The sequence below is a fragment of the Streptomyces sp. AM8-1-1 genome (genome assembly GCF_032229325.1).
GTDB classification, from domain to species: Bacteria; Actinomycetota; Actinomycetes; order Streptomycetales; family Streptomycetaceae; genus Streptomyces; species Streptomyces achmelvichensis.
On the sequence record NZ_CP135086.1, the window covers coordinates 5,671,445 to 5,683,782 of the forward strand.

Consider the following 12,338-nt stretch of genomic DNA (forward strand, 5'->3'; position numbering starts at 1 on the left):
ACGAGAACGACCGAGGCCCGGCCCCCGAGGGGGCCGGGCCTCTTGGCTGTGACGGGCGGTCAGACGGTACGGAACGCCAGGACCACGTTGTGGCCGCCGAAGCCGAACGAGTTGTTGATCGCCGCGATCGTGCCCTCCGGGAGCGCACGCGGCTCGCCGCGCACGATGTCCGCGTCCACCGCCTCGTCCAGGTCGTCGACGTTGATCGTCGGCGGGGCCGTGCGGTGGTACAGCGCCAGGACCGTCGCGACGGTCTCGATGCCGCCGGCGCCGCCCAGCAGGTGACCGGTCATCGACTTCGTGGCGGACACCGCCACATGGTCGAGGTCCGCGCCGAGGACCTGGCGCAGCGCCTTGACCTCGGCCACGTCGCCCTGGGGCGTCGAGGTGGCGTGCGCGTTCAGGTGCACGACCTCCGCGGGCTTGAGGTCCGTCGTCTCCAGCAGGTTGCGCATGGCGGCGGCGATACCGCGGCCCGTCGGCTCCGGCTGCGCGATGTGGTGGCTGTCCGCGGACAGACCCTGGCCCAGCACCTCGCAGTAGACCTTGGCGCCACGCTTCGCGGCGTGCTCCGCCGATTCGAGGATGACGACGCCGGCGCCCTCGCCGAGGACGAAGCCGTCACGGGCCGTGTCGTACGGACGCGACGCCTTCTCGGGCTCGTCGTTGTTCTTGGACATCGCCATCATGTTGGCGAACGCGGCGATGGGCAGCGGGTGGATCGCCGCCTCGGTGCCGCCGGCCACGACCACGTCGGCGCGGCCGGTGCGGATCATCTCCACGGCGTAGCCGATCGCCTCGGCGCCGGACGCACACGCGGACACCGGGGTGTGCACGCCCGCCTGGGCGTTCACCTCCAGGCCGACGTTGGCGGAGGGGCCGTTGGGCATGAGCATGGGCACGGTGTGCGGGGAGACGCGGCGTACGCCCTTCTCCTTGAGCACGTCGTACTGGTCCAGCAGAGTCGTTACGCCGCCGATGCCGGAGGCGATCACGGTGCCCAGCCGGGCGGGTTCGATGCTCTCGTCCTCGCCCGCCTGAGCGGTGAAGCCGGCGTCCGCCCACGCCTCGCGGGCCGCGATCACCGCGAACTGCGCGGAGCGGTCCAGCTTGCGGGCGAGCGGGCGCGGCAGGACCTCGCCGGGGTCGACCGCCGCGGGCGCGGCGATCCGGACCGGGAGTTCGGCGAAGCGTTCACCTTCGAGCGGCTTCACTCCGGAGCGCCCGGCGAGCAGACCTTCCCAGGTCGATGCGCTGTCGCCACCCAACGGTGTGGTTGCGCCGATACCGGTGACGACCACGGTGCGATTGGTCGAGCTCACAGGAATTCTTTCTCCACGTGTAGGGGGTGCTGAATGTTCACGACGCCACGGTCAGGTGGCGACAGGCGCGTCTCAGGCTCAGGCCTGGTGCTTCGCGATGTAGTCCGCGGCGTCGCCGACGGTCTTCAGGTTCTTGACGTCGTCGTCCGGGATCTTGACGTCGAAGCGCTCTTCGGCGGCGACGACGACCTCGACCATGGACAGCGAGTCGACGTCCAGGTCATCGGTGAAGGACTTGTCCAGCTGGACGTCCTCGACCGGGATGCCGGCGATCTCGTTGACGATCTCCGCGAGACCGGAAACGATCTCGTCCTGAGTGGCGGCCATGTGGCGCTCCTTCGGTGTTAATCAGAGGGTTGATCTGGGCGGTGCCCGGAAGATCCGGATGCCTAGGGGAGGGTAACGACCGTGGCTGCGTAGACGAGACCCGCCCCGAAGCCGATGACGAGCGCCGTGTCGCCGCTCTTGGCCTGCCCGGTCGCCAGAAGCCGCTCCATGGCGAGCGGGATCGAGGCGGCCGAGGTGTTGCCGGTGGTCTCCACGTCACGGGCGACCGTGACGTGCTCCGGCAGCTTGAGGGTCTTCACCATCGAGTCGATGATCCGCATATTGGCCTGGTGCGGGATGAAGACGTCCAGGTCGGCCGAGGTGATCCCGGCGGCGTCCAGCGCCTGCTGGGCGACCTTCGCCATCTCGAACACGGCCCAGCGGAAGACCGCCTGGCCCTCCTGCGTGATGGCGGGGAACTTGATCTCGCCCTTGGAGTCGAGCGGCAGCTGCGACACGTCGCCGATACGGAAACGGTCCCACGACACGGTCTGCTTGATCGTCCCGGCCTTGTCGCCCTCGGAACCCCAGACCGTCGGACCGATCTCCGGCTCCTCGGCGGGGCCCACGACGACCGCGCCCGCGCCGTCACCGAACAGGAAGGCCGTCGCGCGGTCCTCCAGGTCGGTCAGGTCGCTGAGCCGCTCCACGCCGATCACCAGGACGTACTGGGCGGAGCCTTCGACGACCATGCCCTTGGCGAGCGTGAGGCCGTAGCCGAAGCCGGCGCAGCCCGCCGAGATGTCGAAGGCCGCGGCCTTCGCCGTGCCGAGCCGGTCGGCGATCTCGGTGGCGATGGCCGGGGTCTGGCTGAAGTGCGAGACGGTCGAGACGACCACGGCGCCGATCTGCTCGGCGGTGATGCCCGCGTCCGCGATCGCCTTGCCGGACGCCTCGATCGACATCGCGGCGACGGTCTCCTCGTCGGAGGCCCAGTGCCGGGTCGCGATGCCGGAGCGGGAGCGGATCCACTCGTCGGAGGAGTCGATCGTCTCGAGGATCACCTCGTTGGGCACGATCCGGGTGGGGCGGTAGCCGCCGACACCCATGATCCGCGCGTACGGGGCGCCCTTGCTGGGCTTGATCTTCGACATGCTCTACGGCTCCTTGTCAGGCTGCTGAGTGCTCGGCGACGAGCGTGCGGGCCGCGTCGAGATCGTCGGGGGTCTTGAGGGCAAGCGTCTGCACGCCCGGCAGCGCGCGCTTGGCCAGACCGGTGAGCGTGCCGCCGGGGCACACCTCGATCAGCGCCGTCACACCGCGCTCCTTGAACGTCTCCATGCACAGGTCCCAGCGGACCGGGTTGGCCACCTGGCCGACCAGCCGCTCGACGACCTCGTCGCCCGAGCTGACGACAGCGCCGTCACGGTTGGAGACGTACGGCAGCTTCGGGTCGGACACCGTGAGCGTCTTCGCCGCCTCGGCGAGCTTGTCGACCGCCGGGGCCATGTGGAGCGTGTGGAAGGCACCGGCGACCTGGAGGGCCACCACGCGGCGGACGCCCTCGGGCTTGTCCGCCTCGAGCGCGGCGAGCTGCTCCATCGTTCCGGCGGCCACGATCTGACCGCCGCCGTTGACGTTCGCCGGGGTCAGGCCGAGGCTCTCCAGGTGCGGCACGGTGACCTCGGGGTCGCCGCCGAGCAGCGCCGACATACCGGTCTTCGTGATGGCCGCGGCATCGGCCATCGCCAGGCCGCGGGTCCGTACGAAGCCGAGCGCGGCCACGTCGTCGAGGACACCGGCGAACACCGCGGCGGTGATCTCGCCGACGCTGTGGCCGGCGACGGCGCCGGGCGCCACGTCACCGAGCGCGGACGCCGACAGCAGACCGGCGGCGACCAGCAGCGGCTGGGCGACGGCCGTGTCGCGGATCGCGTCCGCGTCGGCCTTCGTGCCGTAGTGGACGAGGTCGAGTCCGATGGCGTCCGACCAGGCCGCGATGCGGTCGGCGGCGCCGGGGAGTTCGAGCCAGGGGGTCAGAAAGCCGGGCGTCTGAGCGCCTTGGCCGGGAGCGACGAGTACGAGCACCCTCACACTCTCTCTTGTATACGGCTCCGGACGCCCGTGGGGACAGGGACGAAGAACCGTCAGGGGAATTGTTGGTGTCCCACAAAAGTCTAGGACTGGGTATCCCCGTCGGCCAGACGCCCCAGGATGAGTGCGATCCGCAGTGTGAAAGCGGAGCGTACATCGGAGGGTGACCAGCCGGTGACGTCTGTCACACGTCGCAGCCGGTAGCGGACGGTGTTGGGGTGGACGAACAACATCCGCGCCGCGCCTTCGAGGCTACTCGCCTGCTCCAGATAGACACTCAGAGTTTCCAGAAGTGCCGAGCCCGCTTCTTCCAGTGGTCTGTAGATCTCCTCCACCAACTGCTCGCGCGCGGCAGGGTCGGAGGCGATCGCGCGCTCCGGCAGGAGATCGTCCGCCAGCACCGGGCGCGGCGCGTCCTGCCAGGCGGAACACGCCTTGAGGCCCGCGGCGGCGGCCTGGGCGGACCTGGTCGCGGCCAGCAGGTCGGGCACGACGGGCCCGGCGACCACCGGACCGGCGGCATAAGGCCCGATCAGAGCCTTGGCGACCTGGAGCGGGTTGTCGCTGCCGCCCGCGATGACGACGAGCCGGTCACCGAGGACACCGGTGAGGACCTGGAGCTTGGCGTGCCGGGCGGCCCGGCGGATGGCCTCCACGGTCAGTTCGCTGTCACCGTCCGGCGCGGTGCCGAGGATGACGCACACATGCTCGGGCGAGTTCCAGCCGAGCGCCGCCGCGCGGGAGACGGCGCCCTCGTCGGCCTCCCCGGACAGCACCGCGTTGACCACGAGGGACTCCAGCCGGGCGTCCCACGCGCCACGGGCCTCGGCGGCCTGCGCGTACACCTGGGCCGTCGCGAACGCGATCTCGCGGGCGTAGACGAGGAGAGCCTCGCGCAGCACGGACTCGTCGCCCGGCGCGGCGACCTCCTCGATCGCCGTCTCCATGACCTCGATGGTGGTGCGCACCATTTCGACGGTCTGGCGCAGCGTGATGGCCCGGGTCAGCTCGCGCGGGGCGGTGCCGAAGACGTCGGTGGAGATGGCCTGCGGGGTCTCCGGGTGCCGGAACCACTCGGTGAACGCGGCGATACCGGCCTGGGCGACCAGGCCGATCCACGACCGGTTCTCGGGCGGCATCGCCCGGTACCACGGCAGCGTCTCGTCCATGCGTGCGATGGCGTCTCCGGCCAGCCGGCCGGAGGACTGCTCCAGCCGGCGCAGGGTCGCGGAGTGCGGATGAGGGGCGTTCGCTGCAGGTTCGGGCACGGGACAAGACTGCCTTATCAGGACGCGGGCGCTAAGTGGCGGGGTTCGTTGTCCTGCGCCGGAGCCCTCCGGGGCGGAGCTACCGTGGATCCGTGATTGACGTACGGCGCTCCGCCGACCGCTACCGCGGCGGCGCACCCGGATCGGGCATCGAATCCCTGCACGCCTTCTCCTTCGGGCGCCACTACGACCCCGACAACCTCCGCTTCGGCGCGATCCTCGCGTGCAACGAGGAGCGGCTGCGGCCCGGCGCCGGCTTCGACGAGCATCCGCACAGTCACACCGAGATCGTCACCTGGGTCGTCTCGGGCGAGCTGACCCACCGCGACTCGCAGGGACACGCGACGGTCGTACGCCCCGGGGACGTGCAGCGGCTCAGCGCGGCTGGCGGGGTGCGGCACGTGGAGCGCAACGACGGCGACGAGGACCTGGTCTTCGTGCAGATGTGGCTCGTGCCGCTGGCACCGGGAGGCGATCCGTCCTACGAGATAGTCCACGGCATCGCCGACTCGACGCCGTACGCACTGCCCGAGGCGGGCGCGATGCTGCATGTGCGCCGTCTGTCCGCCGGTGAACGCAGCGCGGTCCCGGACGCGGCGGCGGTGTACGTCCATGTGGTGCGCGGTGAAGTGCGCCTGGGGAAGGCGGAGTTGGGCCCCGGCGACTCGGCGCGGATCACGGACGCCGAGCATCTGGAGCTGACGGCGGGAGCGGGGGCGGCGGAGGTCCTCGTCTGGGAACTGGGCTGAGTGCGGGCCGGCCCCTCAGTCCTGCCAGTAGAACAGCAGCGTGGCGACGTCGAGCGGGGCACGGTCGCCGAAGTGGTAGACGCACAGATCGGTGACGCGGATCGCGCCGGTGGCCCCGTCGATCCAGCGGAAGCCGGCCGATTCGAGGGCCCGGCGGGCAACGGGGTCGCAGTCGTGATCGGTGGCGAAGCGCCCGAGCGTACTGACCATCAGCTCCTTCCCGCCGCCGTACGCGATCACGTGATAGGTGCCGTCGCCCTGATGCTGGTGCTCGCCGGCGCTCACCGGTCGCCGGGGTGCGAGCCCGGCCGCGGTGAGAGCGGCGGTGGCGCGGCGAAGCTGGTCGTCCACATCGACGCGGGGCGGAGGCTCGGTCGCCAGCACCTCCACGCGCCAGCGCGGATCGCTCTGCGTGCGGCAGCCCGGTGCGTACGCGTGCACGATCGCGGAGCGCAGTTCCTCGTCCAGACCGGGCACCTCGACCCGGGGACGGCCGAGCGCCTCGTGGATCGCCCGCGTCTCGGCGGCGTCCTCGGTGAGGCGGTGCAGCGCGTACGCGGCCCACAGCTTCGCGTCGGTCGTCGGGGCCTCGTCGAGGTAGAGCCGCAGCCGGTCCGCGTCGTCGGCGAGCGACTGGGCGAGGTGGGCGACAAGGCGGTCGGGGTCCGCGAGCGCGTCGGTCACGTCCTCACCGGCGCGGGCCCGCATACGGACCCGGAAGGCACGGTCCTCGGGCCGCGCGTCACCGAGGCCGTCCAGCACCGCGACGAGCCCGAACCGGTCGGTGAGTGCGTCGAGTCCGGCCTCGCCGAGGGCCTGGTTCCGCGGCCACGGATCGGCCGCGAGCGTCGCCAGCTCTTGCACGGCCGTACGGTCGCCGAGTCTGCCGCGTGCCTGGAGGAACGCCTCGGGCATGCCGAACGACTTCTCCGTCCGCCGGTCCTCGTGCCGCAGCCAGGGCAGGAGTTCGTCCCGGTCCGCGAGCACGTCCAGCAGCGCGCGGCGCACCTCGCCCACATCCCCGCAGTCACGGACCCGCGCGAGCAGCGCGGGCACCCGCGCCTCCGGCACCCGCCCGGCCAGCGCGAGCGCGCACGGCCTGCGCCGCCACCAGGGGTGCGCCCGGTCGGCCACGTACCGCGCGAGCGCGTCGGCGTCGAACTCGCGCAGGGCGGCGGCGTCTTCGCGTCCGGCCTGCGGGATCAGGGCCTCGATGTCGCGCACCCGCGGATGCCACGGGAGCTTCACAGGCTGCTGACGAACGACCGCCAGGCGTCGGCGCCGAGGACCAGGACGGGTCCGGTGGGGTTCTTGCTGTCACGGACGGGGACGGCGGCGGGGCAGTTGTCGGCGACCTCGACGCAGTCGCCGCCGGTGTTGCTGCTGTAACTGGACTTACGCCAAGCCGCGCTGCCGGTGACGGTGCACTCGACGCAGTCGCCGCCGGTGCTGCCGCTGTAACTGGACTTACGCCACTGCGCGTTCCTCAACTCCGGACCGGTCTGCATAACGCTCCTCCATCACGCGCCTGATCAGCGCCGCCGAACCCTCCACGGACAGGGCGGCTGCCTGCAAGTGAGCGTAACGGCGGGAGGCTTCCCTCAGGGTCTCGGGGTTGGCCGTCATATGGCCTGAGATGAGGTCCTCGGTGTAGATGATGTCCGGGTCGTCGTGGAAGCGCAGCAGGTTGAACGACCCGTCCAGGCTGGTGTGTTCCCCCGCTGCATTCGGCAGCACCTGAATCCGCATCCAGCGGTGGCCCACGAACTCCAACAAGCGCCCGAGTTGCCTTCGCATCACCTCACGCCCGCCGATCGGCCGGTGCAGCACCGCCTCGTCGAGGATCGCCCAGGCCAGCGGCGGCCGTTCCCGCTCCAGGATGCGCTGGCGCTCCACGCGGGCCGCCACCAGCCCGTCGAGGTCGTCCGGCATTCCCGTCGCGAGCACCGCCCGCGCGTACTCCTCCGTCTGCAACAGCCCGTACACCAACTGCGCCTGGTACGTGGAGATGTACGCCGCCTTCGCCTCCATCTCCGCGTACGGCTGGAACCAGTTGGGCAGCTGGCTGCGCAGCACCAGGCCGGCCAGGCGCGAGAACACCCCGTCCGTGCCGAGAGCCGCGTCCACCCGCTCGGAGAAGTCGCGGGTGGGGACCTTCTTCGTCGTCTCGATCTGGCCGATGAGTGAGCCCGTACAGAAGATGATCTCGCCCAACTGGCCCTGTTTGAGCCCGTGGGCCTCGCGCTGGCGGCGCAGCTCCCAGCCGTAGTAGTCGAGCGGGGATGCGCTGGGGTCGAGTGACTGGATGTTGGCCACGGGGGCACCTCCGGCCTGCAACGCCTCGCGGCGTTCGTTTCGGTTCGTAGCCGAGCGTAACCGCCGCATCGCACGCTGGTGACATGAATCACGTAACCGATCCGCGGGTGAACGAGGCCGCCGCCCGGTACCGCACCGACTTCGCGGTGGCCGACCATTCCGCCCGGCATCTGCGGCGCATCCTGCGGTTCTACCTCGAAGGCTCCGGGCTGCTCGACGTGGCCGACGCGGCCGAGCTGGCGCTCACCGAGCTGATCGCGAACGTCGTACGGCATGTCCCCGGGCGCCGCTGCCGCACCTGCATCCTTCTGCGGGCCGACGGCGTGCGCGTGGAGGTGGCCGACGACTGTCCGAAGCTGCCCGAGCCGGCGGCCCGCGACGAACTGGCCGACGGCGGACGGGGGTTACTGCTGGTCGAGGCGGTCACCGACCGGTGGGGCGTGCAGCCGCATGCCGGCGGGCAGGGCAAGACCGTGTGGTTCGAGTGCCTTGCCTCGTCGCCGGACGACCGGCCGGGACGGCTCAGCCCCGCAGCTCCGCCAGGACCGCGTCCGTGAACGGCGGCCACGCCTCGATCGCCCACGGCCCGAAGGCGCGGTCCGTGAGCACCACGCACGCCGCCTGCGCGTCCGGGTCGATCCACAGGAACGTGCCCGACTGGCCGAAGTGCCCGAAGGTGCGGGGTGAGGACGAACTGCCCGTCCAGTGCGGGGACTTGCCGTCGCGGATCTCGAAGCCGAGACCCCAGTCGTTCGGCTTCTGGTTCCCGTAGCCGGGCAGGATGCCCGACAGGCCCGGGTGGACGACCGTCATCGCCTCCAGCACGGTCCGCGCGTCCAGCAGCCGGGGCGCCTGCACCTCGGCGGCGAAGCGCACCAGGTCGTCCACGGTCGAGGTGCCGTCCTTCGCCGGGGAGCCGTCGAGCGTCGTCGCCGTCATCCCCAGCGGCTCCAGCACCGCCTGGCGCAGATACTCCGGGAAGGGGATCTCGGTGGCCTTGGCGACATGGTCGGCGAGCTGCTCGAAGCCGGCGTTGGAGTAGATCCGGCGCGTGCCGGGCGCCGAGGTCTGCTTGTGCTCGTCGAAGGCGAGCCCGGAGGTGTGGGCGAGCAGGTGGCGCACCGTGGACCCCTCGGGACCCGCGGGCTCGTCGAGCTCGACCGCGCCCTCCTCGTACGCCACGAGCACCGCATAGGCGGCGAGCGGCTTGGTGACCGAGGCGAGCGGGAAGCGCTGGGCTGCGGGGCCGTGCGAGCCGGCGACGGTTCCGTCCGCTCGGACGACGGCGGCCGCCGCGGTCGGTACGGGCCAGTTCTCGATCTTCGCCAGGCTCTGCATGTCTGCGAGCCTAGCCGCGTGTCTGCCGGGGCTGCCGGGCGGGCGTCACACCGACCGCCCGGCGACCGTTTCCGCGTCCCCGGGGGACAGCAGCAGACCGGAGGCCGCGATGAGCGCCACCACGCCGGACAGCACGAACAGCGCGGGCGAGGGACCCCAGGGCACCATCAGCGTGCCGGCCAGTCCGCCCAGGAACATGCCCGCGACGGTGGCGACGGGCCGGACGAACCGGATCTCCCGCCCTCCGGATGCCGTGGTCCCGGGGACCAGCAGGGTGCCGATCAGGGTCACCAGGGGGATCTGGATGAGCAGCGTCGTCATCCCGGTGATCGGGGCCCGCACCACCCCGATGTTGCGCAGACCCATCGCCAGGGCGACCAGGCCGATCACGGCGTAGCGCTGCCCGGAGGACACGGAACCGTCCCCAGGCCAGCCGAGGGCCACCACCGCCGCCACGGCCAGCAGGACCGCTTCGGCCGCCAGCGTATGGGGGAGCCAGAACGGGCGGCGCCGACGGAGCAGTCTGATCAGCGCGCTGCCGCAGACCACACCGAGGACGAACGCGGTCAGCGACACGGTCGAGGGGACCGCCGACGGGATGTCGCTCGTGCCGCCGAGGGCGAAGGCCAGGAACAGCAGGTTCCCGGTCGCCAGCGCGGTGAAGACATGGCCGAGGACCAGGAAACTGAGGGCGTCGACCGCGCCCGTCGTCACGGACAGCAGGGACAGGGCCCCCAGTACGGCTCGCTCACGGAAGTCCGTCAACGCAGACCGGGCCCCCGGAGCCGTCGCGGCATCGGATCATCATGCACGGCTGTCTCCTGACGGTGTCTCCGGTCTCGCCCCGGCGCCTGTGCCGCGGACCTCCCGATCTTGCCCCGGCCGGGCCGTACCGCCGGGGACGACACCGCGTGCCCGCGCCCCGGCAGCCCTAAAGGGTGAGCCGCATCGCGGGGTCGGGGGTCCGGGCGAAGCCCAGCGAGGTGTAGAGCGGCTCGCCCTCGGACGAGGCCCGCAGATCGATCTTGCGTACGCCGCGTTCCTCGAACCAGGCCAGCAGCGCTTCCATACAGGCGCGGGAGTGGCCGCGCCGGCGCATGTCCGGGTCGGTGGCGACACTGAAGACATAACCGCTGACCCCGTGCGGGTTGCCGGGTCCGCCGAGCCGGTGCTCGACAATGCCGACCGCGCAGGCCGCGAGCCCGCCCGGCCGGTCGACGACGAACGCCGTCAGATCGCCGTCCGGCTCGGCCAGCCTGGCCCGCAGGGTCGCGGCGGCCGCGGGCTGCCAGCTGACGTCGGGGTTCGGGCCGTGGCACGAGTCCTGCATGACCTTGCGGAGGCGGACCAGTTCCACGGCGTCTTCGGGCGTTGCCCGGCGGGCGGCAGTCATGAGCGGGACGCTAATGCGGGCACCCGCAAAACTGCCATCGGATTCTGCTTGCTTGGAGTGCACTCGAAGGTTTTAGCGTGGAGGTATGACGCTGATCGAGAGCACTCCCGTACGGACGGATCTCTGCAAAGCGGCTCCCCGCGCGCACCCGCGCCCGGAGGGGCAGGACCGCTACACGATCAGCGAGGTCGCCGCCTTCACCGGACTCACCGCGCACACCCTGCGCTGGTACGAGCGGATCGGGCTGATGCCGCATGTCGACAGGTCGCACACCGGACAGCGGCGCTTCACCAATCGCGACCTCGACTGGCTCGCCTTCGTCGGCAAGTTGCGGCTGACCGGAATGCCCGTCGCGGACATGGTCCGGTACGCCGAGATGGTGCGGGCCGGCGAGCACACCTTCGATGCCCGGCAGGAGCTGCTGGAGCAGACCCGGCGCGACGTTCTCGCGCGGATCGCGGAACTCCAGGACACCCTCGCCGTGCTGGACCACAAGATCGAGTTCTACGCGGGCGCCCACAGGGCGCCGGAGAGGGTCTGAACCCTGATGAGCACCACCAAGATCGAACAGGTTCGTCTCGGGACCGGGGGCCCGCTGGTCGGCGTGCAGGGGCTCGGCTGCATGGGCATGAGCGAGTTCTACGGCGACACCGACGAGACGGCCGCCCGCGAAACCCTGGAAGCGGCGCTGGAGGGAGGTGTCACGCTCTTCGACACGGCCGACGTGTACGGGCGGGGCGCCAACGAGGAGTTCCTCGCACCCTTCTTCGGCGCGCACCGCGACGAGATAACCCTCGCCACCAAGTTCGCCATCGAGCGGACCGACGACCCGCAGTACCGGGCTGTGCGCAACGACCCCGCGTACATCCGCCGGGCTGTCGACGCGAGCCTCGCGCGGCTGAAGACCGAGGTGATCGACCTGTACTACATGCACCGTCGTGACCCGGGCGTTCCGCTCGCCGAGTCCGTCGGCGCGATGGCCGAACTGGTCGCCGCGGGCAAGGTCAGGCATCTCGGACTGAGCGAGGTCACCGGCCCCGAACTGCGCGAGGCGCACGCCGTGCACCCGATCGCGGCCCTCCAGTCGGAGTGGTCGCTGTTCAGCCGGGACGTGGAGCGCAGCGCGGTGGGCGCGGCGGCCGAGCTGGGTGTCGCGCTGGTGCCGTACTCGCCGCTCGGACGCGGATTCCTGACGGGTGCCTTCGCCGACGCCACGAAGGACCTGTCCCAGAGCGACTTCCGGCAGTACCAGCCCCGGTTCACCGGGGACAACGCCCGGAACAACGCGGCGCTGCTCGAACCGGTCCGCAAGATCGCCGACGCGCACGACGCGACCCTCGGCCAGGTGGCCCTGGCCTGGGTGCAGCAGCAGTCCCGGGTGCACGGGCTGCCCGTGGTCCCGATCCCGGGCACCCGCAAGGCATCCCGGCTCCGGGAGAACCTCGGGGCGACGCGGCTGACGCTCACCGACGAGGAACTGGCGCTGCTGGAGCCGATCGCCGGGCAGGTGGCGGGCGACCGCTACCCGGACATGTCGTCGACATCGGCGGCGCGGGAGGTGTAGTGCCGCTCCCGGCAAGCTTTGCCCTGT

Annotated in this window: 15 protein-coding genes; 4 read left to right on the plus strand and 11 right to left on the minus strand. The window is 71.3% G+C overall.

What is annotated here, in order from left to right; all coding sequences use genetic code 11:
- Window positions 1-59 precede the first annotated feature (59 nt).
- From fabF to RPQ07_RS25415, 5 genes are all read right to left on the minus strand, one after another.
- A complete protein-coding gene (gene fabF, locus RPQ07_RS25395) occupies window positions 60-1,322 on the minus strand; it encodes a beta-ketoacyl-ACP synthase II (protein ID WP_313946490.1) in 1,263 nt (420 codons plus the stop codon).
- 78 nt (window positions 1,323-1,400) lie between these two features.
- Window positions 1,401-1,649 carry an acyl carrier protein gene (locus tag RPQ07_RS25400; protein WP_313946491.1) on the minus strand — a complete coding sequence of 83 codons (249 nt, stop codon included), beginning with the start codon at window positions 1,647-1,649 and terminating at the stop codon, window positions 1,401-1,403.
- Between the two features lie 62 nt (window positions 1,650-1,711).
- On the minus strand, window positions 1,712-2,743 hold the full coding sequence (locus RPQ07_RS25405; RefSeq protein ID WP_313946492.1) for a ketoacyl-ACP synthase III: 1,032 nt from the start codon (window positions 2,741-2,743) through the stop codon (window positions 1,712-1,714).
- A gap of 16 nt (window positions 2,744-2,759) precedes the next feature.
- On the minus strand, window positions 2,760-3,677 hold the full coding sequence (locus RPQ07_RS25410; RefSeq protein WP_313949023.1) for an ACP S-malonyltransferase: 918 nt from the start codon (window positions 3,675-3,677) through the stop codon (window positions 2,760-2,762).
- Window positions 3,678-3,766: 89 nt separating this feature from the next.
- A complete protein-coding gene (locus tag RPQ07_RS25415) occupies window positions 3,767-4,951 on the minus strand; it encodes a helix-turn-helix domain-containing protein (RefSeq protein ID WP_313946493.1) in 1,185 nt (394 codons plus the stop codon).
- Between the two features lie 92 nt (window positions 4,952-5,043).
- Here RPQ07_RS25415 and RPQ07_RS25420 point away from each other — a divergent pair, with 92 nt between their 5' ends.
- A complete protein-coding gene (locus tag RPQ07_RS25420) occupies window positions 5,044-5,700 on the plus strand; it encodes a pirin family protein (protein ID WP_313946494.1) in 657 nt (218 codons plus the stop codon).
- 15 nt (window positions 5,701-5,715) lie between these two features.
- Here RPQ07_RS25420 and RPQ07_RS25425 read toward each other — a convergent pair whose 3' ends face one another.
- The 3 genes from RPQ07_RS25425 to RPQ07_RS25435 are packed head-to-tail and all read right to left on the minus strand — an operon-like array spanning window position 5,716 to window position 8,016.
- Window positions 5,716-6,924 carry a hypothetical protein gene (locus tag RPQ07_RS25425; protein ID WP_313946495.1) on the minus strand — a complete coding sequence of 403 codons (1,209 nt, stop codon included), beginning with the start codon at window positions 6,922-6,924 and terminating at the stop codon, window positions 5,716-5,718.
- Window positions 6,925-6,944: 20 nt separating this feature from the next.
- Window positions 6,945-7,208 carry a DUF397 domain-containing protein gene (locus RPQ07_RS25430; RefSeq protein ID WP_313946496.1) on the minus strand — a complete coding sequence of 88 codons (264 nt, stop codon included), beginning with the start codon at window positions 7,206-7,208 and terminating at the stop codon, window positions 6,945-6,947.
- Window positions 7,168-8,016 carry a helix-turn-helix transcriptional regulator gene (locus tag RPQ07_RS25435; RefSeq protein ID WP_313946497.1) on the minus strand — a complete coding sequence of 283 codons (849 nt, stop codon included), beginning with the start codon at window positions 8,014-8,016 and terminating at the stop codon, window positions 7,168-7,170. The genes RPQ07_RS25430 and RPQ07_RS25435 overlap by 41 nt, the downstream gene beginning before the upstream one ends.
- An 83-nt stretch (window positions 8,017-8,099) precedes the next feature.
- Here RPQ07_RS25435 and RPQ07_RS25440 point away from each other — a divergent pair, with 83 nt between their 5' ends.
- Window positions 8,100-8,573 carry an ATP-binding protein gene (locus tag RPQ07_RS25440; protein ID WP_313946498.1) on the plus strand — a complete coding sequence of 158 codons (474 nt, stop codon included), beginning with the start codon at window positions 8,100-8,102 and terminating at the stop codon, window positions 8,571-8,573.
- Here the strand turns inward: RPQ07_RS25440 and RPQ07_RS25445 are convergent.
- The 3 genes from RPQ07_RS25445 to RPQ07_RS25455 all read right to left on the minus strand — a co-directional run bounded on the left by RPQ07_RS25445 (window position 8,539) and on the right by RPQ07_RS25455 (window position 10,747).
- A complete protein-coding gene (locus tag RPQ07_RS25445; RefSeq protein ID WP_313946499.1) occupies window positions 8,539-9,354 on the minus strand; it encodes a serine hydrolase domain-containing protein in 816 nt (271 codons plus the stop codon). The two genes, RPQ07_RS25440 and RPQ07_RS25445, sit on opposite strands and share 35 nt — an antisense overlap.
- 45 nt (window positions 9,355-9,399) lie before the next feature.
- Window positions 9,400-10,119: a YoaK family protein gene (locus tag RPQ07_RS25450; protein WP_313946500.1), complete on the minus strand. Its 720-nt coding sequence runs from the start codon at window positions 10,117-10,119 to the stop codon at window positions 9,400-9,402.
- A gap of 166 nt (window positions 10,120-10,285) precedes the next feature.
- Complete coding sequence (locus tag RPQ07_RS25455) at window positions 10,286-10,747, minus strand: GNAT family N-acetyltransferase (protein WP_313946501.1); 462 nt, start codon at window positions 10,745-10,747, stop codon at window positions 10,286-10,288.
- Window positions 10,748-10,832: 85 nt separating this feature from the next.
- On the opposite strand from RPQ07_RS25455, the gene RPQ07_RS25460 reads away from it, so the two are divergent.
- Together RPQ07_RS25460 and RPQ07_RS25465 are read left to right on the plus strand one after the other, a co-directional pair.
- Window positions 10,833-11,288 (plus strand): MerR family transcriptional regulator, encoded by a 456-nt coding sequence (locus RPQ07_RS25460; protein WP_313946502.1) that lies wholly within the window; start codon window positions 10,833-10,835, stop codon window positions 11,286-11,288.
- A 6-nt stretch (window positions 11,289-11,294) separates the two neighbouring features.
- The gene (locus RPQ07_RS25465; RefSeq protein ID WP_313946503.1) at window positions 11,295-12,311 is read left to right on the plus strand and encodes an aldo/keto reductase; all 1,017 of its coding nucleotides are present in this window, start codon (window positions 11,295-11,297) and stop codon (window positions 12,309-12,311) included.
- The last annotated feature ends 27 nt before the right edge of the window (window positions 12,312-12,338 follow it).